Source organism: Candidatus Hydrogenedentota bacterium (assembly GCA_013359265.1).
Classification (GTDB): Bacteria; Hydrogenedentota; Hydrogenedentia; order Hydrogenedentales; family SLHB01; genus JABWCD01.
Map to the genome: position 1 here is coordinate 289,561 of JABWCD010000006.1, position 23,644 is coordinate 313,204.

General features: G+C 59.4%; 19 protein-coding genes. 11 read left to right on the top strand and 8 right to left on the bottom strand.

All coding sequences use genetic code 11. The features are described from left to right. Positions 1-83: 83 nt before the first annotated feature. Together HUU46_08240 and HUU46_08245 are read left to right on the top strand one after the other, a co-directional pair. Complete coding sequence (locus HUU46_08240) at positions 84-3,236, top strand: hypothetical protein (protein ID NUM53617.1); 3,153 nt, start codon at positions 84-86, stop codon at positions 3,234-3,236. A gap of 953 nt (positions 3,237-4,189) precedes the next feature. After that, positions 4,190-4,510, top strand: coding sequence for a hypothetical protein (locus HUU46_08245; protein NUM53618.1), 321 nt, complete (start codon positions 4,190-4,192; stop codon positions 4,508-4,510). A 67-nt stretch (positions 4,511-4,577) separates the two neighbouring features. Here HUU46_08245 and malQ read toward each other — a convergent pair whose 3' ends face one another. Further along, a complete protein-coding gene (malQ, locus tag HUU46_08250) occupies positions 4,578-6,113 on the bottom strand; it encodes a 4-alpha-glucanotransferase (protein NUM53619.1) in 1,536 nt (511 codons plus the stop codon). A gap of 143 nt (positions 6,114-6,256) precedes the next feature. On the opposite strand from malQ, the gene HUU46_08255 reads away from it, so the two are divergent. Further along, entirely contained in the window at positions 6,257-6,790 is a 534-nt protein-coding gene (locus tag HUU46_08255; GenBank protein ID NUM53620.1) for a hypothetical protein, read from the top strand. Positions 6,791-6,806: 16 nt separating this feature from the next. Here the strand turns inward: HUU46_08255 and HUU46_08260 are convergent, their stop codons facing one another. The 4 genes from HUU46_08260 to HUU46_08275 all read right to left on the bottom strand — a co-directional run bounded on the left by HUU46_08260 (position 6,807) and on the right by HUU46_08275 (position 9,029). Continuing rightward, positions 6,807-7,349: a hypothetical protein gene (locus tag HUU46_08260; GenBank protein NUM53621.1), complete on the bottom strand. Its 543-nt coding sequence runs from the start codon at positions 7,347-7,349 to the stop codon at positions 6,807-6,809. A gap of 52 nt (positions 7,350-7,401) precedes the next feature. After that, positions 7,402-7,929, bottom strand: a complete 528-nt coding sequence (locus HUU46_08265) for an O-acetyl-ADP-ribose deacetylase (GenBank protein ID NUM53622.1) — start codon at positions 7,927-7,929, stop codon at positions 7,402-7,404. Between the two features lie 21 nt (positions 7,930-7,950). Then, positions 7,951-8,328: a PilZ domain-containing protein gene (locus HUU46_08270; GenBank protein NUM53623.1), complete on the bottom strand. Its 378-nt coding sequence runs from the start codon at positions 8,326-8,328 to the stop codon at positions 7,951-7,953. A gap of 173 nt (positions 8,329-8,501) precedes the next feature. After that, positions 8,502-9,029, bottom strand: a complete 528-nt coding sequence (locus tag HUU46_08275; protein NUM53624.1) for an NYN domain-containing protein — start codon at positions 9,027-9,029, stop codon at positions 8,502-8,504. A gap of 49 nt (positions 9,030-9,078) precedes the next feature. Between HUU46_08275 and HUU46_08280 the strand changes: the two genes are divergently transcribed. Beyond that, positions 9,079-9,519 carry a hypothetical protein gene (locus HUU46_08280; protein ID NUM53625.1) on the top strand — a complete coding sequence of 147 codons (441 nt, stop codon included), beginning with the start codon at positions 9,079-9,081 and terminating at the stop codon, positions 9,517-9,519. A 62-nt stretch (positions 9,520-9,581) separates the two neighbouring features. Here HUU46_08280 and HUU46_08285 read toward each other — a convergent pair whose 3' ends face one another. Beyond that, on the bottom strand, positions 9,582-11,648 hold the full coding sequence (locus tag HUU46_08285; protein NUM53626.1) for a DUF2961 domain-containing protein: 2,067 nt from the start codon (positions 11,646-11,648) through the stop codon (positions 9,582-9,584). A 212-nt stretch (positions 11,649-11,860) separates the two neighbouring features. Between HUU46_08285 and HUU46_08290 the strand changes: the two genes are divergently transcribed. From HUU46_08290 to HUU46_08300, 3 genes are all read left to right on the top strand, one after another. Next, positions 11,861-12,271 carry an Rrf2 family transcriptional regulator gene (locus HUU46_08290; protein NUM53627.1) on the top strand — a complete coding sequence of 137 codons (411 nt, stop codon included), beginning with the start codon at positions 11,861-11,863 and terminating at the stop codon, positions 12,269-12,271. 32 nt (positions 12,272-12,303) lie between these two features. Continuing rightward, the gene (locus tag HUU46_08295) at positions 12,304-13,563 is read left to right on the top strand and encodes an aspartate aminotransferase family protein (GenBank protein NUM53628.1); all 1,260 of its coding nucleotides are present in this window, start codon (positions 12,304-12,306) and stop codon (positions 13,561-13,563) included. A gap of 144 nt (positions 13,564-13,707) precedes the next feature. Beyond that, entirely contained in the window at positions 13,708-14,652 is a 945-nt protein-coding gene (locus tag HUU46_08300) for an NAD(P)H-binding protein (protein ID NUM53629.1), read from the top strand. A gap of 114 nt (positions 14,653-14,766) precedes the next feature. Here HUU46_08300 and HUU46_08305 read toward each other — a convergent pair whose 3' ends face one another. Continuing rightward, a complete protein-coding gene (locus HUU46_08305; protein ID NUM53630.1) occupies positions 14,767-17,778 on the bottom strand; it encodes a PQQ-binding-like beta-propeller repeat protein in 3,012 nt (1,003 codons plus the stop codon). Positions 17,779-17,939: 161 nt separating this feature from the next. On the opposite strand from HUU46_08305, the gene HUU46_08310 reads away from it, so the two are divergent. From HUU46_08310 to HUU46_08325, 4 genes are all read left to right on the top strand, one after another. After that, positions 17,940-18,164 (top strand): addiction module protein, encoded by a 225-nt coding sequence (locus HUU46_08310; GenBank protein NUM53631.1) that lies wholly within the window; start codon positions 17,940-17,942, stop codon positions 18,162-18,164. Further along, positions 18,161-18,454, top strand: a complete 294-nt coding sequence (locus HUU46_08315) for a type II toxin-antitoxin system RelE/ParE family toxin (protein ID NUM53632.1) — start codon at positions 18,161-18,163, stop codon at positions 18,452-18,454. Before HUU46_08310 ends, HUU46_08315 begins: the two co-directional genes overlap by 4 nt. A gap of 77 nt (positions 18,455-18,531) precedes the next feature. Then, on the top strand, positions 18,532-22,077 hold the full coding sequence (locus HUU46_08320; protein ID NUM53633.1) for a sigma-70 family RNA polymerase sigma factor: 3,546 nt from the start codon (positions 18,532-18,534) through the stop codon (positions 22,075-22,077). Between the two features lie 71 nt (positions 22,078-22,148). After that, on the top strand, positions 22,149-22,457 hold the full coding sequence (locus HUU46_08325) for a HigA family addiction module antidote protein (GenBank protein ID NUM53634.1): 309 nt from the start codon (positions 22,149-22,151) through the stop codon (positions 22,455-22,457). Positions 22,458-22,765: 308 nt separating this feature from the next. On the opposite strand, the gene HUU46_08330 is transcribed toward HUU46_08325, so the two are convergent. Further along, positions 22,766-23,596: a metallophosphoesterase gene (locus HUU46_08330; GenBank protein ID NUM53635.1), complete on the bottom strand. Its 831-nt coding sequence runs from the start codon at positions 23,594-23,596 to the stop codon at positions 22,766-22,768. Positions 23,597-23,644 lie beyond the last annotated feature (48 nt).

Sequence of the window (23,644 nt, forward strand, 5' to 3'; positions counted from 1 at the left end):
GGGTTTTTGAATTGGGATGCAGTGTCGAGACGGAGTTGAGCGAACCGGGCACGGGTGCCTTTTGAGAGCGGGAGCATCGCGCCATGAATAGAAAAGTCAAAGCGCTGATCTGGGAAGAGTGCCGCGTGGGCGGGGCCATTGCGGGGTGGTGTGTATTCCTAAGCGCGGTTTATTTGGCGTGTGTCAAATGGCCGGAGGCGGCGAAGCCGAACTGGACGATGTGGAACGATATCATGGTCGCGCCGTTTTCCCTCGGCATGCCGGTATTGATCGCGTTGCTGCTGATTCTGAATCCAAACCAATCGGGGCACATGGTTGGCGGATATTCGAAGCGTGTGCTGTGGCTGCCGGTTCCGACGTCCGTGGCCGTCGCGGTCACGCTGGCGTTGCGGACGCTGTTCATATTTCTGTCGGCGATTGTTTTGATGGTCGTGTCCGGCGCGGTGTTCGAGGGAGCGCCCACGGCGACGCTCGTGTTGTTTTTCGTGTTCCTGTACCTCGCCGCGCAACTGTTGGATTGGCTGCGCGACCCGATATCGGGCTTGTCAAGCGCAATTGTCGTGGGCGTGATGGCGGCGGTTGTGATTCTGATTGCGCGGGGGAGTGACGTAGCGGACGCCATCGGATCTGTACAGGCGCCTGCGTGGGGCGCGAGCCTAGCCCTGGTGGCCATGGTCCTCGCCGCCGCATACGGCGTGTCGGTGTTCGCGGTACACGCGGCGCGAGTGGGTTGGCGCGTGGGTGTGCCGGAAATCTGGGAATGGCCTCGGCGCATCGAGATTGGCAAGACGCGCGCGCTGCGCGTGTTTTCGTCGCCGGTGGCGGCGCAGTTCTGGTTCGAGTTACGTCAATCGAAGTGGGTGCTGCCGTTGGGGACGGCGGTGGTATCGCTACTGATCATCTTGACGATTGGGGCGGTTTGGATTTCGGGTACCGGTAGCGCGTCAGAATTCCGTTTGATGGCCTCGCTGGCGCCATTTCCGGCGCTGCTTCTGGCCGCGGCGGCGCACGGCATCGTAACGAGAGTGCTCGGCTTCCGGAAGACGCACCGTACTGCCGGGTTTCAGTACGTGCAGCCGCTCACGTGCGCGGAGATGGCGACTGCGAAGACGCTGGCAAATATCGCGATGCTCTTGCCGACCGTGATTGTTATCACAATACTGCATGCGGCCCTCGCAGGTGGAACTTTTCTGAGCGAGGTTATTCCCTTTGCGTATAGTTCCGGCGCGGCGAATGCGCGGGAAATCGCGTGGGTACTCGTGAGCAGGGGAATCCTGATCGGGCTGATCGCGTGGCCACTCGCGGCGGTGGGCGCGCGCGTGGTCCTCTACGTGGTGACGCTCGTAATGTCCACACCTTTGATCATGGTGGCGCTGCTCGAGCTGCAAATCATCGAGTACCCACACGATCTGCCCCAATCGTGGCAAAGTACTGTGACATTCCACTTCGCGCTTTGGATTGCGCTCTCGGGCGCCATTCTCTTGTGCATCGGCGCGTTCTGGCGTGCGTGGCGGACGCGCACGATACCGTTGCGCGCAGTCGCCGGGTGGGGTTGCGCGTGGGTGTTAGCGGCGTGGCTGTTGCACGCGGCATTGCCGGATTCGCTGCCGGACGACGCAAAAACATATTCCAATTACGCGCTGCTCGTGTTGATGTGTCTTGGGTACGCGTCGCTTGTGCCGCTGCCGTACGCGGCGATCGCGCTCGACGTGGCGCGCCGCCGGCATGGCGTGGTGAACGCGCAGGATGCGGCGCAGCACGCCATGCGGCCGAGACGAAGGCCTGCGCGCATGCGCATCGCGGTCGGCATGACTGCGCTCTTCGCGATATGGCTCGGCTGGCGCGGCGAACCGACGTACTTGGACTATCTGCGCGGAAGGGGATGGCCTGCGACGTTGGCGGAACTTGACGCGTCGTACGCTGCCGTGCCGGACAGCAAAAACGTCGCATTAAAGTACTTGGCGGTCAACGACCAACAGTTGAAGAGAAGTGGCTTGTTCTACTATCGCACCATTTACCGGGACGATGGGACCGGAGAAAGTGGTAAACGCAATCCACCGACTGGCGCAGCGCTTTACGAATATGCCCACGAGGAACTGAGTGACCGCATCGTTGCTGTTGGAAAGGCGAAAGTCCCGGATTCGGGGCCGATCCCGGACGACGTGTGGCAGATGAGCGAGGCGTACTGGAACGACGTGACGACTCATATCGTGCCAAGGCTCAAGGCGATCGCCGAGAGCGGCCCACAGCCTAGCCGCTACCCAGTAGAATTGAGCGATGGCTACTGGGCGCAACTCGAACATCTGGGAGAACTTCGCTGGTTGGGCCGTGAACTGTCGCTCGATACCCTCCACTGGGCCATGCACGGCGATGCACAGGAGGCGCAACGCGCTGTGCTTGCGTTCTTCCCGCTGCAGGATTCGCTAAGAGACGAGCCGCTGGCCATGTCCCAACGGACTCGTATCGGGATTTTGAGCAACGCGATCGACGCGCTCGAAATTGCGATGAATCGGGCCGCGCTGACAGACGACCATCTCGATAATCTGCGGCAAGGATTTGCACACACACTTCAGTCGCTGGAAGAAGGTGCCGCTATGGATGTCACACTGCGTGGGGAGCGTACCATGGCGGTCTCGGTCTGGGACGAATTACATTTCCTAGGGGAAAACGATTTGGAAACGAAAAAATATATGCGCAGTAGGGTGGATCCGACCCGGATCGCGCTGGGCCTTGCAATTTCGCCGACTGCGGAATGCATGGCCGTGTTGTACGCGTATTCGAACTCGGGCGAGGCCCCTTCTACGTACGTTAGGCGGCGGATTCTCCGCGACTCACCGGAGGTGGAGTCCCTGTTCGCGCCTATGAGTGCCATTGTGATGCCGTCATTTCGCGGCTTCCAAATATCCGACGCGCAGATACGCATGCAGATCGAGATTGCATTGGCGGCGATCGCGGTAGAGCAGTTTCGGCGTGCCGAGGGGCGTTTGCCAATTGGACTCGACGAACTGATCCCGACGTATCTGGAGGCCGCGCCAGCCGATTATTACGCTCATGGCCGGCCTGTTCGCTACGTTCCGGACGGCGCCGGCGGGTTCGTCATTTACAGTATCGGCCGGAACGGAATCGACGACGGCGGGCGGGAGGAGCCGGTCGAGAGGAACGACTACGACGACCTCGCGTTCCGGGTCGCGGCGCACGCAGCGATCGCCGGTGAGGCGAGCGATGCGCCGGGCTGATGCGCGCGGGTAGCCGGGGGTTGCGCGGTAAGACAAAGCGGAGCTTTTCGAGAGGGTACCAAGCAGAGCTTACTAACGAGTAGTTGTCCAACCTGAGACATGGTTACGTACTCGTTACGTACTCGTTCCCAACTTTCCAGTTGGGAACGCACTCTTGAAAAGCTCCGCTTTGCTCTTCCGGCATTTAGCAGAAGACTGCGCACGGAACCATTACGTACTCGTTCCCAACTTTCCAGTTGGGAACGCACTCTTGAAAAGCTCCGCTTTGCTCTACCGGCACTTGACAGAAGACTGCGCACGGAACCATTACGTACTCGTTCCCAACTTTCCAGTTGGGAACGCACTCTTGAAAAGCTCCGCTTTGCTCTTCCGGCATTTAACAGAAGACTGCGCACGGAACCATTACGTACTCGTTCCCAACTTTCCAGTTGGGAACGCACTCTTGAAAAGCTCCGCTTTGCTCTTCCGCCATTTAACAGAAGACTGCGCACGGAACCATTTTTGTTTTTCCATTTAATCGACTTTCTATCTGCTGAAAGCAGATTTATTCGTTAACTAAACAGAGGTCGTTTCGCAGGAATCACTCTCCAACCGCACTTTTTGTCAACCGTGTACCCCTCGTCTTGCAAGACGGCTTCACGTCCGGAGTGCAACGGCCTGGGCTAAGAGGTGAAGGGCGCGTTGTGCGCCCGCGGCACTTGGTTGTGCGAGTCGTTGTCATGCCCCCGTGGGGTGCGCTGAAATCGTGAATGAGGCAAAGCAGAGCTTTTCAAGAGTGCGTTACGAAGTGGAAACTTCGTAACGAGTAAACGAGTAATTCCATTTCAAGAACGCATCACGAAGTGGAAACTTCGTAACGCGTAAGGGGCCTGACACGGCGCGTACGCGGCGCGGTCGCGGGATTGCGTGTCGATGGCCTACACTTGGTTCGTTCCGTGGTGGAGGGACTTCGCATGAGGCACGGTACGATTTGGGGGCGGTTGGGGCCGGAGTGTTGTTTGCGGTTCGCTGTGGTGTTCGGTTTGGCGGCCGCATGCGCGCGCGCGGAGCCGAGTGTGTCGGGCTCGCACCTGCCGATTGTGTGGACGATTGCGATTCTCGGCGCGGTGGCGATGGCCGCGTTGCCGCCGGCGATCAAGAAGTACGCGAAACTCCGCGCGCCGAGGTGGGCAATTGTAACGGCTTCGGTGTTGCTTGTCGTATTGTGGTCGTTGTTTGTGGCGCCATTGATCATCGTGCTGGGAAGCATCCTGCTCACAGGCCGGACGATGTAGCCGGTGGCGCGCGATCAATTCTTTCAAGAGCGGTGGTAACGGAAACTCCGCAGCGTCAATGAAGCGCTCATTGTTCCGGCAGCAGTCGACCGTAAATCTCCGCGAGGCCGCGCAGTTTGTCTGCCGATTCGTCGGTGAGTTGTTCGGCGGTGTAGCGCCAGGTCCAGTTATGCCCGCCGAAACTGCCGGGCAGGTTCATGCGCGCGTCGGTGTCCAGTCCCATCACGTCCTGCAACGGGAAAATCGCCGTATCCGCGACGGAGGCCATGACGGCGCGGATGCATACCCATTGGATGTCTTTGCCGGTGGTGTCAAGATACTGTTTCGCGTAGGCGCGTGCGGCTTTCACCGCTTTGCGGTCCTGTGTCGAACCGCCCTCGGCCTTCCACCAGCCGATGGTCGTGTCGTTGTCCGCGGTGCCGGTGTAGGCGACGGTGTCGCGTTCCCATTTGTGCGGGAGCAGGCCGGAGTGCGCGGCGTCTTTCCCGAACGCGAAGTGCAGCACGGCCATGCCGGGAAACCCGAAGCGTTTGCGCAGCGCTTCGACCTCGTCCGTAATCACGCCGAGGTTCTCCGCGACGACGGGCACGTCGCCCAGCGCGTTGCGCACGGCGTGAAACAGCGCATCGCGCGGGCCGTCCACCCAGCGCCCGTTCACGGCGGTTGGCTCGCCGGCGGGGACTTCCCAGTACGCCTCGAAGCCGCGGAAGTGATCGATGCGAATCCAATCGACGAGACGCAGCGTTGCGCGGATGCGTTCGATCCACCAGTCGTATCCATGCTCGGCGTGCAGGTCCCAGCGATAGATGGGGTTGCCCCAGAGCTGGCCGGTTGCGCTGAAATAATCCGGCGGCACGCCCGCGACGACGGTCGGGTTGCCCGCGTCGTCGAGTTCGTACAACTCGGGGTGCGCCCACACGTCCGCGCTGTCGTGTGCGACGTAGATGGGAATGTCGCCGAGGATGCGCACGCCGCGCTCGTTCGCGAAATGTTTGAGCGCGGTCCATTGTTTGAAAAACTGGAACTGCGCGAACTTCAGCGTGCGGATCGGCACGGCCAGCCGCGTGCCCCATTCGTGCAGCGAAAGGCCGTAGCGTTTCGCAATGCCCTCTTCCCACTGGTTCCACGGGAGACCGCCCTGCGCTTCTTTCGCGGCCATGAAAAACGTGTAATCGCTCAGCCAGCGGTCGTTCTCGCGGCAGAACGTATCGAACGCTTCGTGGTCCGAATGCTTGACGTTGTCGAAGAAGGCGTCCGCCGCTTGCTGCAGCAACTTCCGCTTCCAGTCGATTACCCAGCCGAAATCGACCTTGTCCGCTGGAAACGCCGGCGCGTCCGCGATCGCGGACATCGGCAGGATGCCATCGGCCACCAGGCGCTCGGGACTGATCAGCAGCCAGTTCCCCGCGAAGGTGCTGAAACTTTGGTACGGCGAATCGCCGTAGCCCGTCGGCCCCAACGGCAACACCTGCCAGACGCGTTGCCCCGCGCGCTCGAGCCACTCGACGAAACGATAGGCCGAATCGCCAAGATCGCCGATGCCGTATGGACTGGGGAAGGAGGTTGGGTGTAACAGAATGCCACTCGATCGATTGGTTTTCATGCGCGGGATGGTACGTGAACGCGACGGCCACTACAATTCCGGGTGGGGCTAATCCAGCGTGTGCACATTCGCCGCGCTTCCGCGTTTTTTGGTATCATTCGATCCTTGCGGTAGGTTTCACGTTCAAATTGCGGGTAATAGATATGACTATGCGCGTTTTTGCAGGAATTGCCGGCCTGGTTGCTTTGCTTATGGTTTCCTCCGCGTGCCGGAGCGACGGCGGCGGAAGCGTGGTCGAGAAGGTGAAGTACGACTTTGGCATCGGCGAAAAGCCGGAGGGGTACGAGAGCTTCTCGGACCGCGTGATGACGCGGCTCGATGCGGTCGGAAAGACCGAGATGAAACGGATGAATGTCGAGAACCGGTACGGCGACATCCAGTTCGAGGACGAGCAGGGCCTGCAAGGGAAGTATTACAAGCAGGTGAAGGAGTACGAGTCGCACCAGGCGCTCGAGGCGGTGCCGGTTTCGCGCGGCAGCCAGGGCGAACGCGGCTACGTGGGGTATGTGCAGTACTCGTTTCGCATCAAGCAGGGTGAACGCTTCTCGACGCGCACGGAAGCGGAGGCCGCGCCGGCGAACATTCGCACCGACGTGACCGGGAAGGAAACGTATCGCTATTCGTTTGGCCCGGGCGGCACGTGGGACGGCGCACCGGGCGAGAAGACGTCGCGCTGAATTGACGTAAGCTGACTTACTCGAAACAGATGGATTCGACCAGATGCCTCAAATCTTCAACGTCAGATTGAGGTGCGTCCTGACGCCGACTGACGGCAATTAGAAAATATTGCGAAGCCCTGGGTACGACCCATAATTCGGAGTACACCGGAAACGATTGACCGTCTACTGTGCCCATCGTGTAGGTCGCAACAGTTCGCACGGCAGCGGCGCCGCCAACCGTACAATCGTCCGGACCTTCGGCAGCAAAATCATCCGCGAATCTACGCATTAGATCCAGCAGAATTCCTGCCATTTCCTTTGCATTTATTGGCCCGCTGCGGTTTGGTTTGACCTGGACCTTTATGGAAGGATTCAGATCCGGGTGAGGTTCTTCGTACTTTGCTGCAGACATCAGTGGCACGTTTGCATACCTTAAGAACATTTCATCGTTCGACGTAACTGTTTGAACGTGGCGCATGTACTCGTCCGCGCAAATGAAACGCCACTGGCCGGGTTTTGTCACCTTAAATCCAAACGTTGGAGAATAGAACTCATTTGAATCGACTGCTTCACTCACCGCCCTATACTCCAGATCAGCCCAGACAATTGGACTACTGCCGTACGAACTGCTACAGGATGTCATTTGCCACATGCTTGAAAATCTGTAGCACGTCCTCGCTAAAGAGCACAAACCGAACCAACTCGACCTGCGTGTATGATCCAACAAAACCCTTCACTGCCGACATCGCAATCCGCGCCGCTTCGGGAATGGGATAGCCGTAGACTCCGCAACTGATCGCGGAAAAGGCGATCGATTTCAGTCCATTCTCGGCGGCGACTTCCAGGCTGCGACGGTAGCAGCTTGCGAGCAGTTCCGCTTCGCCTTTGCCTCCGCCGTGGTATACGGGGCCGACGGCATGAATCACGTATTTCGCGGGAAGGTCCCCGCCCGTAGTGATCTTCGCGTCGCCCGTGTCGCAGCCACCGAGCTTGCGGCATTCCGCCATGATCGCCGGGCCGCCCGCGCGATGAATCGCACCGTCTACGCCTCCGCCGCCCGCAAGCCGGGAATTTGCGGCATTCACGATCGCGTCGACATGTTCCTTGGTGATGTCGCCCTGGACAACTTCGATGCGCGTGTTGTTCACCGTCCACATTGTGCGGCCTCGCGCAGTCCGTTACCGCCTTTTGATTCCGAAGCCCGCGTCGAACTCATCCTCGACGTGCCCGGTGTCCTCCGCATTCAGTCGCACGAGACTGCGCAGGTGCTCGAAGCTTTCGCCGTCGATTTCGCGGAATTCGATTGCGCAGCGATCAGGGCGCACGCGCAGTATCAGCCCCTTCGTCGCAATGGCGATCGGCGGTTCCGCGCCGCGCAGAATCAGCCGCACCGAGCACGACGCGCCTTCCGTCATGCCGTGGCCGCCGGCGATCATGACGCCGCTCAGGCTGACGTTGTCGACGCTGCAGGCCACCGCCGAGCCGCCATCTTCGGTCACCTCCGCCTCGATGTGCGTGACGACCCGGGTAAACCCGCGCTTGTCTTCGTTCGTCATGGCTGGCGCTCCCGTGTCTTGCAGGTTACACCAGTATAGCATGCGGATTCCGGGACCGGCCGCGCGGAGCATCGGACCAGGATGCGAGTCGACGCTAACGTTATACATCGGGCCGACGCGCATGAACGGAAGGCGCCGCGGCGGCGACGGACGCGTTGCGCAAAAGCCCAGTGCTATTTGTCCTTCAACTTTTTCTTCAGCTTCGTAAGCTTCTCGCGGGCATGGTCCGGCAGGCGGTCTTCGAGGAGGTTGGTGGAGAAACGTTCGTACGATGTGCGCAGGTGGGCGGACGAGCGCGTCAAGACCTCGTCGATCATATTCAGGAAGTGTTCCGGAGCCATGACGAGCGATCCCAGGCCGCGGCATAAATCGCGGATGCCGCGATCGCCGGAGACCACGACGATCTCGCGGCGGTTGTGCGCGGAGTACACTTCGCGCTCGATGACGGCATCGGCCGTGAGGTGACCGGGACTGTAAATCACTTCGAGGCCGGGTGCGCCACGGTAGGGCGTGTGCAGTTCGGGTGTGCGGCCGCGTCCATCGAAGATGACCTTCGCGGGTTCGCCCGTGGTGCCGCAGTAGCGGGATACGCGATCGACGAGGGCGTCGCGCGCCGCCTCGAAATCGCGCCGCGCCAACGGCCGAAGCTGCGGGCATTGGTACATGACGTTGTACGCATCGATGAGGTATATGGAGGACATCGGGCGCATACTGTAGCATGTTGTCCGGCCAAACCGGCGGAGGCGCACCATGGATAATCTTGATCGGCTTGTCGCGTACACGTGCTGGGCCAATCGCACGTGGTTGGACTTCGTGCACGCGCACGCGGCGAAGGACGACTTCCTCACGATGACGATTTCGCACATTTACCTCGCCGAACAGATTTGGTTTCAGCGGATTTACGGCGAGGAACTGCGCGGCGACGTGTTTTCCACGTTGACGAAACCGGAGCTCGAGGCGATTGCGTCGCGCGTGAAGGAACGGTACGCGGAGCAGTTGGAGAGCGACCTACACCGGGTGCTCCGTTATACGCGACTGAACGGCGAGGCGATGGAATCGGTAGTGCTCGACATCCTCAATCACCTTGTGACGCACGGTTCCCACCACCGCGGGCAAATGGCGCGGCACGCGGCGCAGGGCGGATTGAAGCCGCCGGAGACCAGCTTTATCGGCTTCTCACGGAAGCACTGATTGATGGAGCCGGCGGTGAAGGGAGCACGGGCGGGACGCCGGTGCTCCATTTACCGTCTCGATTACTTCACGGGCGCCAGACGTAGATAATCCAATCCGAACATATAGCCTTTCTCGGCCTTCGTGTTTGCGCCGGTGATAGTGACCATGATCGTGTTGTCGCCCTGTTTGAGGTCGAACGCGCCGAGGTTTTGTTCGGGCGTTTGAATGACACCGTTATTGAACAAATCCATGTCCTTGACGGCTTCCTTGCCGTTGATTGTCAGCGTGTGGATGCCGTAGTCGACGGCTTTGGTGAACACCGCGACAACCTCGTACGTGCCGGCTTGGTCGACCGGCACGGCGAGCGTCAATGTGTCGCCCACCTTCCCATTGCGCCACCAGAGGTGTGCGCCGCCGCTCATCGCGTCGCTGAAGTCTTGCCGCTCGGACACACCGCCGGTGCGATCGATGATTTTGAGGTCCTCGCCCTCGAGCGCGCCCTGGACCTTCTTGGGCGCGGGGGGCGGCGGCGGGGCGATGATGCTCAGATTGTCGGCGGTCAGTTCGGCGAAGGTATCGGAACCGCCGGGCATCGCGTACCAGTACGCCGTCTCCGCCATCGCGATTTCCGTCTCCGCCCAATGCCAGACTTCCATGTCGAACTTGAATGACTTCGTAAACGGAATATTGTCGACGATGTGAAACCGGTTTACGCAGGTGTGGCCGTAATTGCCGGGTCCGTCGCAGCGCGGCTGATTGTGATACGCATGCACGAACTTTTCAGGACAGCACCACGCGTACCCGAAGTAGTCTTCGCTACCCGTGCCAAAGTGGCTGGGAAACGATTCGCCGTCGACATAGATTTTTTCGTCTCCCTCGCCCCACCAGTCCTTCACAGGGTTCGTCACGTGCAGCATCGTGCCGACAAAGCGGCCCTTGCCGGTTGCTTCGAGAAATGTCCAGTCCTGCCGCGGGCGCGTTTTGATCGGGTACTCCGAGCGGAAACCGGCATGGAAGTACATGGAGTTCTTGGTCCATTTGTACGATCCGGTTGTGAGCTTCGCGTTACCACGGACTTCTGCGTCACCCAGGTTTCGGAGACGTATGACAAGTTCGTTTTGGAATGGAATTACCCAGTAGCTGTACATTGTCCCGTCTTCCAAAATGCCGCAGCATACCGATTGATATGGATTCAATCCGGGGGCAGAGGCAAAAAAATCGCCCAACGGAGCGAGGACGGTTTCCTGGCCGTCCGCAATCATCTGTATCAACGTTTTGCGGAGCGTTTGGTCGGTGACATTTCCATCGAGCGTCATTTCCAGGCCAGTAACGGCCCGAGGTCCACGTATCGGCTCACCGGACGGACCTTGGGTATTGACAAGATCGTCCGATTCGCCCGGCTTGACTAGCAACGGAATATCTACTTGGGTCGACTGATACATTTCGGAGTTGTATCGTTCGGAGTGCTGATACTCAAAGTACGGCGGCTCACCGGGACTGGCCAGTGCTCGTCCCACCTCTTCTATTTCGTTTCGGTGCGATTGCAGGAACTTCATCGAAACGGTGGGTATCTTGGTACCTTTCTTATACGTCCGATAATTGATCTGATAGTAAAAGTCCGGCTTGCTCGTTGTGACCTTGCAGTGTTTTGCGTAGGGGATCGGCAAATACGAATTCCAGCCGCGCGAGACTTCTATCGAGATCGGTTTGATGAACGGCATTCCGCCTCCGCCGAGCATGTCCGTGAGAGGCATTTCGAAAACTGGCCTGTCCTGTTTGTCAAGGTAAATGCGCACGATGCCGGCGTCGACCGGATTTGCGGACCAGAAGCGTACGATGGCGCCGGGGCCGTCGGCGTCCATCAGGACGTATTCCTTCGCGCCATTGCGTTCCTCTTCCCGCAGGTACTTTCCGCGGTCACCGTTCGCGAACCAATTCTCGTCGGTGAGCACCCTGGGATCGGTCGAATTCCGGTCGTAGCTCGAGAACTGCTTCGTCGTGTACGCCGGATCGGGGAAATACGTCAGCGCTTCGAGATCGGTCATCTCCTTCAGGAGCGACTCGAACGTGACTTTCGCGTATGACGGCACTGCCATGAGCGCGGCGAGCATGAGCAGCGCGGCACGATTGAACGGATTACAGGACATGGGAACTGGCCCTCCCTCGATTTTGGAGTTAGATTCTGGATTTTGGATGAGAAGAATACAAATTGCCGCTCCGAACGTAGCCGCATGAATTGACAAAGGGCAGCGTCGAGAGCGGTTGAATTCGCGATACCCAAGACCCGATTCCCGAATCCGCTTTGACATACCCGGCATCCCGCGCCGATAATTCGCCAACTTGGGGCTGGAATCCGGGAATGAACATTTCGTCTCGCTGTGAATATGCGTGCCGGGCCGTGGTGGAGCTTGCGTTGCGCGAGCATACCGCGGCGCCGGTGACGTCGCAGCACATCGCGGAGCAGCGCGGCATCCCCGAAAAGTACCTCGTACACATTCTGCTGCAACTCAAGCGGGCAGGCATTGTGCGCAGCGTGCGCGGGTCACAGGGTGGATATCTGCTGGGCCGTTCGCCGGACGACATTACGCTGCTCAACATCGTGCGCGCGATCGACGGCGCCGTGCTCGATCCGTTGCCGGTGGACGACGCGCACGGGCGCGATCTGCGCGGGGCGTGGAAGGAAGTGGCCGGAGGCATCGAGGACGTGCTCGAACGCGTCACGGTCCGAGACCTGATGACGCGCGCGCAATCGAGTATGTATTACATTTGAGCGAATAGAAGTCAGGAGTCAGTAGGAAGCCGATGGCGCAGTCGATTGAACACGAAAATGAACCGCGCGGCAATGCAATTCGCGCGCGGCTGGATGCGATAAATGGGCGCGGACAGCGTACCTTCACGCCGACGCAGGTGGTGATCGCGAGTGCGAAGGGCGCGCGCCTGTGGACGGTCGACGGCCACGAACTGATCGATTTCACGTCGGGCGTACTGGTGTCGAACCTCGGGCATAGCCACGCGCTGTTCGAGGAGCGCTATCGCCATTATTGCGCGGAGTTGCCGCGCACGTCGTACAACATGGTGACTGAAATCGAGGTCGAGGCCGCGGAACGCCTCGTGCGCTGCATGGACATGCCCGGGCAGCGCAAGGTGTTGTGGGCGGCAAGCGGTTCCGAGGGCATCCAAAAGGCGATGTGGTGCGCGCTGCACAAGAAGCCGGATTGCCCGATCATGCTGGCGACTCGCGGCGGATTCCACGGCAAGAAGGGCCTCGCCGGCGACGTGAGCGGCGAATCGTCGCCGAATCCGAACGTCCGGTTCATTTCCTTCCCGATGAAGGACGACCGGCCCGCGTCGTTCTACGAGAACGAACTCGATACGGTCGCGCGCGAGTGCGGCGGCCGCATCGCGCTGTTGATTACCGAACCTTACCTCGGCGCAAAAGGCTCCTGGCATCCGCCCCAGTGGTATCACAAACTGTTGCAGGATTGGTGCCGCGCGCATGATGTCGCCGTCATCTTCGACGAGGTGCAGTCGTGCCACGGCCGAACCGGAAACATGTTTGCCTACCAAAGCTATTGCGTCGAACCTGACCTTGTCGTCTTGGGCAAGGGACTCGCGAACGGCGAACCTGCGGCGGCGGTCGTGGGGCGCGCCGATCTGATCGATTCGCTTACATACGGCGAAGCGTCCGACACGTTCAGCGGCAATCCACACGCGTGCGCGGCGGTGTGTGCGACGCTCGATGTCTTCGAGAAAGAAGGCGTTGTCGAGCATTGCCGCGCGATGGCGCAGGTCATCGGTGAGAAGTTGCGCAAGGCAATGGATAGGTTTTCGTTTATCAACGACGTGCGCGGCGAAGGCCTTGTCTACGGCATTGAAATGGCCGACGACGCCACCGCGCAAAGCGCGGTGCTCGAGGCCTACCGCGGCGCAAACGGCAAAGGTGTGCACTTCCTCGGCCCGCTCGCGGGAAAAGTGCTGCGCGTGAGCCCGCCGCTGACGATCACCGAGGCTGAACTCGACGCAGCGTTCGCGGTGCTCGATGTCGTGTGGTCGCGCCTCTAACCGTTTTCCCTTCATAAAGCAGGTTGGGCTGCGACTGGCCGGATCCGGCGGCTGGAGCGCGATGCACGCTCGCGGGAACGACCGGCGCTCTGAAATTCGTGGCGGCGCGTTGACACGGTTTACAGGGGGTTGAGGTTGCGCGCAATGGGCGGAACATTTCGTAGATGCGTTGTGACGGGCGCGTACGGGTATAGCGGGCGATACATCGCGCAGCGGCTTTTGGACAAAGGTTGCGATGTGGCGACGCTGACCAATTCGGGGTCGCGAGGGAACCCGTTTGGGGGGCGCGTTCCGGCGTGGCCGCTCGACTTCTCTAATACCTGCGCGTTGGAAAAGTCATTGCTCGGCGTGGATGTGTTGGTCAACACGTATTGGGTGCGGTTCAACTGTAAACATTTCACGTTTGCGGAGGCGGTCCACAACAGTGCTGTCTTGTTCAACGCGGCGAAACGGGCGGGCGTTGGGCGCGTGGTGCACGTGAGCATTACGAATCCCTCGCGGGACTCGCCGTTCGAGTATTTTCGCGGGAAGGCGCAGGTGGAGGATGCGTTGCGGGAAACGGGGCTTTCGCACGCGATCTTGCGTCCTGCCGTATTGTTCGGCGGCGCGGACATTCTGATTAACAATATCGCATGGGCGCTGCGGCGTTTTCCGATCTTTGGTGTATTTGGCGATGGGGAGTACAAGGTTCAGCCGATTCACGTCGAGGATTTTGCGGACCTTGCCGTGGAGCTGGCGTCGGAGACAGAAAACCGTGTTGTAAATGGGATTGGTCCTGAGACGTTCACGTATCGCGGACTTGTTGAAGCGGTCGCAACCGCGATTGGCGTGCGCAGGCGAATTGTGTCTATGCCGGCTGCGATGGGATACGCGGCGAGTCGTGCGGCGAGTTTACTTACGGGCGACATCGTGCTGACGTGGGAGGAAATTGGGGCGATTATGGCGGGGTTGCTCTATGTCGATGCGCCACCGCGCGGTAGCATCACGTTGACGAAATGGGCGAGCGAACACGAGGGAACATTGGGCAGGCGCTATGCAAATGAATTGCAGCGGCGCCTGGATCGCGTCACGCCATACGGACAGGCTTGAACCGTGCCGCCGGGGTGGGGCGAGGCTCCGTCCGAGCCGAAACAAAAGTGACTTGACTGGCGGCTCGGACGGAGCCTCGCCCCACCCTAACCCCCGGCACGCAGTTTGACAGGATCAATTCTGATCCAGCGCAAACGCGACGTACGCGTCGCCAAGTTCTGTGCCTAGCTTGCCGCCGCCGGTGGCCGCGATAACGACGTATTCTTTGCCGTTGGCTTCATAGATGGTTGGGGGCGCATATCCGCCGAAGGGAAGGTCGTGTTCCCACAGGACGGCGCCGTTGTCGGCGTCGAACGCACGCAATTTCAGATCGGCCGCGCCCGCGCAGAAAATCACGCCGCCGGCGGTGATGGAAGGACCGCCAAAGTTTTCCGCGCCGGTGTTGTCGTCGCCCCAGAACGCGAGATCGGGATAGATGCCGAGAGGCACCTGCCACACGAGTTTGCCGGACGCGAGGTCGATGCAGTTCAGCGTGCCGTAGGGCGGTTTGCAGCCGGGGTAGCCTTCGTCGTCGCTGAGGCGCGGATAGCCATTGTGCGTGAAGCGCGGGACGCCGCCTGTCGCGGCGGGACGCTTCGCGGATTCGGGTACATCGCGGAGGAACAGGAACTCGATCAGCGCGTTGACTTCCTCGTCGGTGAGTGTCGCGAATGACGGCATAAGGTTCTTGCCATTCTTGATCTGGTTGCGCACGTCGTCGTCCTTGAGGCGGCGGTTGAGGCCCTGCAAGGGAGGGTTCGTGCCGACGCCATAGCGATCGGGGCCGTGGCAGCGCAGGCAGTTCGCCTCGTAAAGTTGCTGGCCCTTGGTCGGCGGGGCGTTCGGATCGCGGACTACGTCGTCGGGGCGGAAGAGCGTGACGATCCAAGGGACGTGGTTGCTCGACACGTACACACGGCCGGTATTCGGATCGAAACAGCCGCCGGTCCACTCGGCGCCGCCGTGAAACCCGTAGAGCGCGACGGGCTTGTTTTCGATCATGGGTTGATACCAGCCGTAGCTCGCGTTGGCGAGTTGTTTCATAACATGCGCGTGCGCGTTCTCGGTGCGATCGGTCACGTCGTCGAGCGTGAACTGTTGGCGCGCGAAGGGTTGCGGAAGGTCGATGTCGGGTTGGTAAGGCCAGGTGCGTTCGCCGGGCACGGTGGAGACGGGCGCGCGGCGCAAACGAATGGGGAAGAGACTCTCGCCCGTGACGCGATCGAGGACGAGCGTGTTGCCGATCTTGGTGAACTGCGCGACGGCGTCGACTTTCCTGCCCTGCCAATTGAACGAGACAAGCATCGGCGGCGCGGGGATGTCAAGGTCCCAGATATCGTGGCGCAGTTCCTGAAAATGCCAGAGGCGCTTGCCGGTCAGTGCGTCGAGCGCGATGACGCAGTTTGCGAATAGATTCTGGCCGGTATGCGTGTTGCCGGCGAAGTTTGGTTTCGGCGAACCGGTCGAGACGTAGGCGATGCCGCGTTGATCGTCGAGCGCGATGCCGCCCCAGCAGTTCGCGCCGTCCTCGGGATCGGTCCACGTGTCGCGCGCGTATTCGCCGTCGTGCGGGATGGTGTGGAAGGTCCAGAGTGGTTGGCCGGTTGCGAGGTCGTAGGCCGAGACGTCGCGCAGGTAGTTTGCGACGACAATTGCGTTCTTGAAAACGGCGGGCGCGATGCGGACTTCGCCGGTCACGACTTTACCGTGATCGCCGAAGTCCGCACAGAGCTGGCCGGTTTTCGGATCGAGCGCGTACAGCCAGTTTCCGGCGCTGAACAGCAGTCGCGGGCCGAGATCGCCTGCGCCGGGCCAAAAGGTAAGGCCTCGGAATGCGGGTTGGCCGTCGGGTTTGAATCGCCACAACTCATTGCCGTTCGTGGCGTCGACGGCGGCGACATGTTGTCCGGAGGTCGGCGCGTACATGACGCCATCGACGATGATCGGGTTGCTTTGGACGTTTGCCGGGCCGTCGCCGGAGCGGTACTCCCAGACTTTCTTTAGTTGCGACGCATTGGCTTTGGTGATTTGCGTAAGCGGCGCGTAGCGCGTGTTGTGATTGCCGCCGTGCGATCGGTTCCACGTCGCGTAGTAGTTGGCGGGAAGCGGTTGCGCGGGCGTGAGCGAATCGGCATGGGCGGCAGGAATGACCTGAAATTCAGGTAGTGCGGTGCGGCGCGTGGGGTCTTCGATTTCGACGCGCGCTTCTTTCGCGCCTACGCGGAAGTGCGGGCGGGTCCCCTTCGGAGGCGCGCCGTCGAGCTGCGGCACGAGCCATTCGAGTCCATCGAGATTGTCGAGCAGCGTTTGTTCGGCGTCGTCCATCGTGTGGCCAAGAATGCCGATGGGACCCTTGTAGCCACTGTCGCGGATGGTGCGCAGCAACGCGAGGTCGAGATCGCCGTTGCCGATGGGCATGATTTTCAGGCCCTTCGCTTCGGCGTCTTTCGACATGCCGTTGAGGTTGAGACAATAGAGGTACGGCAGCATCGCCTGGAGCAGTTGCGGAAAGCGGTCGAGGTGCGCGTGGCCATGGTGCAGGTTGTAGACGATGCCGACGTTCGGCGCGTTGAGCGCCTTGATGATTTCGATTTGGTTCTCCGGTTCGCCAAACCACCCGCCGTGATTGTAGAGGCCGACCTTGCAGCCGATGGCGGCGGCAGCGTCGACGATGGGACGCAGGGCGAGCACCGCGGCGTCGATGCGTTGTTTGTGTTCCTCCGGCGTGCATTGCACGTCGCCGAAACCTTGCGATACCCACAGTTCTGTCTTGACGTCATGGCGCTTCAACACGTCCAGGATAGTTTTGGCTTCGTCATTCAGCGCGCCGGGGAACCAGAACGCGCTGAGTTCGATGTTCCAGCGCTTGAGCGTTTCAAGTTCCTCGTCGAACGTGGAGATGTGTTCCGCGCGCCAGTCGTAGGCAAATTTGAAGAGGTTCATGCGCGCGAGCATTTCCGCGCGGGCCTCCGGTCCGCGCTGCTTTGCGTCGAACGGGACGATGCACCACGCAACGAGATTGGAGCGGTCGAAGAGGTTGACACCTTGAGTGGGAGTGCCTTCGTCAGCCAACGTGGGTGCGCCAGTCATCAAGAACAGGCAGATTACGAACAGTACGCCGGCACACACGGGAAGTTGTAGCTTCATTCCGATTTCCCTTGATAAGTTTCGCGCGTTCCGGAATCTATCAGAATGAGCGACGTTGGTTCACCTCTTGTTAAAAGGCGGCTAATTGCATACTATTTATACGTAAACTTGTGAATCGTGTTCGGCGATATAGAGGCCCTTCGCACGAGGAGAAATACACGATGTCTCTGTCGGTAGAAGCAATTGAAGCAGAAGCGCTCGGATTGCCCGCGGCAGAGCGGGCACGCCTGATTGAGCGGCTGATAAGCAGTTTGGATATGGATCCGGAGGTTGAAGATGCTTGGGCCGCAGAAGTGGAGCGGCGATACGCGGAATTCGAGAGCGGTTCCGTAACATTAGTTTCCGGTCCGGAAACACTTGCCAGTCTAAAGAACGAATTTCGATGAAATACTGGCTGCATCCTGAGGCGCGTGAAGACCTTCGGGATGCGGCAAGTTTTTGTATGGACCGCGCCGGCGCCGCGTTCTCGCAAAGGTTTCTGTCGGAATTCGAGCATGCCGTCGATTTGCTCCTGCGACATCCTTACCTCGGCTCAGCCTGGCGCTATGGTAAACGTCGCCTCCATATGCGCCGTTTCCCATACTCAATCATTTACACGGTAGCAGGCGAGCAGATTCAGATTTTTGCGGTTGCTCACCATAGCCGCCGCCCTGGTTACTGGCGGAAACGCAAATAGACTCCGGGTTGTAGAGGTCGGTATTTGTCCACTTTTCCGCGCTCCAGCGTTTATTATGCAAAGGAGCGCAGAACGCCATGCTTACTTCTTGGCCATTCCATTCCGATGCCGCCGTGCTTCGCCGGGTGCGGGCGGGGGACCACGCGAGTTTCCGCGTCATTGTCGACCGCTACGTGCACGTCATCAGGGCCGTTGCGCTGGCGTACCTTTCCAACCCGCACGACGCGGACGACGTTGTGCAGGACACGTTTCTACGGGCATTCGAGGCGCGGGACAAGCTGGCGGTGGCGACGAATCTGGGGGCTTGGCTCGTCACCGTAGCAAAGAACCGCTGCTTTGACCTGCTGCGCAAGCGAACGCGAGAGTCCGGCACGCCGGCATCGGACACTGAACCGGCAAGCGCGCCTGCGTTTGAGCGTGAAGAACTGTATCAGACGCTATGGGAACAGATCTCGAAGCTCGATCCTGAGATGCGGGAAGTGCTTATGCTTTACTACTTTTCGCGTAAGCGGACCCGCGCGATTGCACAGTTACTCGGCGTAACTCCAGACGCCGCAGCCAAGCGTCTACAACGCGCACGCGTTGCTCTTGGACAACGCATGGTCGATATTATCGGAGACGAACTGGGAGTCAGATCCGATCGGAAGCAGGAGACAAATCTCGTGATGGGGATGCTGGGCGCGCGCGTGCCTGGATACTCGACGTCCGGGGCGGCCACGTCGCTCGTTAGCGGGGTGACAATTCTGAAGTTCGCATCCATCGCGATAGTTGGGCTCGTGGCTGTCGCAACCCTTCAGGGACTGCTGCACGCAAAAGGCAAGTTGCGGAGCAGCAACGTACAATCGCAAGCGCCGAGCGATAACACCGACGTCGGAAAGCGCCCATCCACGGAAGACACCACCGCCCACGCCCGTGCTGAGCCCTCTGAAACGAGTCCCGCGTCAACAAAGCAGGAACACGTTTCGGCTACGGTGGGCGATATACCGCAGGGTCGCATTCGTGGGATCGCGGTCGATGCGCAAGGTCAAGCCCTTGCGGGGGCCACGGTCACGATTGCTCAGCGCGAATGGCCGAATGAGCTTACGAGCACAGACAAGAAATCTGGCAATTCCGGCACAAGCAAGGGCGCCTACACGCGTACGACAACCACCAACGCGGCCGGTGAGTTTGAGTTCAGGGGTTTTCCGCTGCGCGGAGAGGCCACTGGGTATTACGGGTCATATGAGGTGTCGGCGTCAAAAGGCAATCTTGCCGGCAACTTTCGAGTTGATGACTCTCCGTGGCTGTTCGATCAGTTCATTGAAATTCCCCTATACGAGTTGTTTTCGATAGCGGGAACCGTTCACGACGAAAGCGGAAACCCCTTGCCAAACGCACAAGTTATGCCCAGTTGTGAAACATATGATATTCCATTGTCCTGGGGCCTCTGGGGAGGAATTAACACCACAACAACAGATGAAACAGGTCGCTTCGCATTCAAGAATCTGGTGCGAGGGGTCTACGACTTGCGCGTCATGGCCAGCAACTTTGTAGAGCAGGTGTTCTCCGGTGTGCCGGTCGAGACAGAGAACGTAGAAATCATCTTGAAGCGACGCGAAGGCTTTGCCGTTAGCGGAACAGTCGTGGACGATACGCGGCAAGGGGTCGCCGGCATTCAAGTTTCCGCAACCCTCGTGTCTGACGGTCAGACTGCTCAAACGCAAAGCATTACGGGTCTCAATGGCGTATTCACACTTCAAAACCTCACCGCTGGGACCTACAAGATACAGCCGGAGAAATCGGACTTTGCACTACGCGATCCTGCGCAAACCGTGCCTGTTACATGCGATGTCTCTTCGGCTGAAGTGGTCGTTGTGCGCGGCGCGTCAATCTCCGGTCATGTGTCGCAGGCGCCTGGAATATACAGATACAGCGTTAGCGCAAAGGAGACACACAACTTCGCCAAGCGATACGCGCACATCGGCGATGATGGCTCGTATACTATACGCGGCCTTGCCGCAGGTACCTATTCGCTTGGCGTTGCGCAATCTCCCGCTGTGCCCGCAAAAGAGATTCGCGTAGAGCCGGGAAACGATTACCACGACATAGACTTTACAATCGATCCGGTATGGCGCGTTGCGGGTCACATCAACGATGAATCCGGCAATCCGGTGCGAGGTGCGTGCGTTGTGGCGCAGACAAAGGGCGATGTGTATCAACAACAAAACCGTTGGGGGATGCCCGGCGGCAGTTCCAAATCGATAAGTGACAACGACGGGAACTTTTTGCTCGACCGTTTCGATAGGGAGCCGGTCCAGGTTCAGGCGATCACCAACGATATGGTCAGTTCTATCGCTGGACCTCTTGCGCCCAATTCGCCGCAACCCATCAGGCTTACAATGACGCCGTCTGGTTCGATTGAGGGACGTGTCGTATCTCCAACGCCAAACGGTATGCGTCAGGCCATTCTAATCGCGGTGCCAACAAACTCCGCGATCCCCGTCTTATTTCCCGAGCCAAACTGGTCAGAAGGTATGGTCGGCGTTCACGAATTGGATGGGCGCATGACCTCGGGCGTTAAGACGCGTTCCAATTTCTCCGGTCGGTTCCATTTTCCTTGCCTGCCCGCGGGCGAATATGAGATCCACGCGTACACGATGGGCATGATAGTCGCGCCCAATCCACAACCGGTGAAAGTTTCTGTAGGTCCGCAGGAGAACATCAAAGATTTGGAGATTCGGCTGCCCCAGCATGGCGGAAGCTCCGTTGAAGGAAAGCTGACCATGAAAGGCGAGCCGTTACGCGGGCAGAAGGTCGAGGTTCAACGCGATTTCGACGCGAAAACCTTCGGTTCCTACACAGCGTGGACGAATGAGTCGGGCGAATATCGGCTCGATGGAGTCCAGCCGGGACGCTACGGCGTGCGTGTGGTCCGGCACGCGAGCAGCTATGGGAAAGTTGGTTTGCGCGAGATTGACCATCACTTCGAAATTGCGGAAGGCGAAACTCTTCGGTTTGATTTTGACCTGGCGAGCGGGACTTCTTGCCTGTCCGGCATGGTCATGGCCGACAACGTGCCGCTATCCGGTTTGTCACTGTTTATCCGGCGGGATCAACGATCCGACGCAGCGCCGGAGGAACTCCGCGCCGAAACGGATCGAGACGGTAGATTTGTCGTGGACGGAATTCATCCTGGGATATACGGCGTGCAGGTCATACGGTACATTCGATCAGACGCACCCGCGGAATCGTTCTCGCAGGATTTCAAGGTCGAGGTTTTGGATCAACCGCAAAACGAGGTCAGGCTCGACGTTACGGCAGGGGGCATGGTCGGCAAAGTGAAAGGCGTTCATCCCGGCGAAAAGGCGATGGTCGCGCTGGTGCCGGGCGCAATTGACGCAAGTGAACTCACGATTGACCGGATGCGCGAGTTGAAAGAAAAGATTGCATACCAAGACGGAGTGGAACCGAACGGTGGGTACAACGTTATGTTTGTCGAGCACGGCACCTATACGGCGTTTGCCGTGGCTTACCCGGAGAGTCCAGCCGGCGATGACGCGGCCTTTGCCGGAATGCGTTACCGGTCCGAGGTCGTCGAAATCCCTGCTGCGAAATCACTTGTGATGGACTTCGATCTCGAGTAGGCTGCGCTTGAGCAATGCCTGCCAACAAACGGAGTGAAACACCTCTCCGTTTCCATTAAGAGGATGGCAGTATGCATCGACGGAAACCTGTAACTCCGGGTGAACTGCTCCACGAGGAATTCTTGGTTCCAATGAGCATCTCGCAAGATCGTCTTGCGAAAGAAATTGGCGTGTCGGCGCAACGTATCGGCGAAATTGTAGCGGGCAAGCGGGCGATTACCGCGGACACTGACTTGCGGCTTTGCCGCTTCTTCGGGTTGTCGAGTGGATATTTGCTGCGTGCGCAGGCGGCGCACGGTATCGAGGTGGCCGAGAGAAAGTTGAGTCACACGATTAAGAAGATCACGCCGTACCGAGAATCTCTCGCTCGACTCGCATAAACCTCGGATTCGGAAACATAAATGCAGTTCATGCAATAGCCTGGCCGGAGTGGCGCACTGACGCGGCATCGAAGCACACGATTCGACTGCGATTGCGAGTCTTCATGAAAAGGCTATTTCCTCGTGAGGTGGCGAAAAGGGACCATTCGAAAGCAGAGCTTTTCAAGAGTGCGTTACGAAGTGGAAACTTCGTAACGAGTGGAATCGATTACGAGCACGATTACGAGCACGACAAGAACGAGCAAACGCAGATCCGTTCGTTGCTCGGATCGACTGCAATTTGCGGGCACGTTATTCGCCTGCGCTCTTCACGCCATCACCTCGACGTACTCCGTCGTAATCGTTTCGCCTTCAATGTGGAAGAGGCGGTAGCCCTTTGACATAGTGCCGTCGTGGTTGTCGCGGGTGGTGGAGCAGCAGACCGTTGTCGTGAAGAGGATGCCGTCGCGGGTTTCTTCCTGGTTGCCGTGGAAGTGGCCGGCGGCGACAAGCTTAAGGTTGTGGCCGGAAAATAAGGCGATCACCTCGTCGGCATTTTGGACGCGGTAGGCTTTCGTGTTCGGGTTGAACGGGTGATGCGAGAACAGTGCGATGGGCCGCTTGTTGTTCGTGCGCTTGAGTTGCTCCTGAATCCGCTCGATCTGGTCGGGGCGGATCGCCACATCGGACTTATCTTCGTTGGTCGAGTCGATGCCCATGAAGAGCCAGCCTTCGTCTTCGTGGCGCCAGTCCGCCGCGTCGAATTGTTTGCGGTAGTTTGCGTAGATGTCTTTTGTCTTCATACAGACGTCGTGGTTGCCGGGAATGGCAAAATACGGGCGTTGCAGCCGATCGAGCGAACTCTTCGCGAGTTTCAGCTCGGGCCAGTTTCCGTCGGTCGCCAGATCGCCGCATACCACGGTAAACCGAACGTCGGGATTGGCGTTGATTTTCGCAGCGGCTTGATTGACGATTCCGGTGCTGCGCGCGTCGAGCACGTGAATGTCGCCGATCGCAGCAAACGTAACCTTGCCCGGGGAACCGGGCATCATGTCGACGGATTTGACCTTGTCGGCCACCTTGTCCAACCCGAGGCGGGCGCAGCCCGACAGGCCGGCGGCGCCAATTAGACCAACGAATTGACGACGTGAAAGACGCATGAAGATTCCCTCCAGACTAAGTGCCCGCTACGCGGAAGGGCCGCTGAA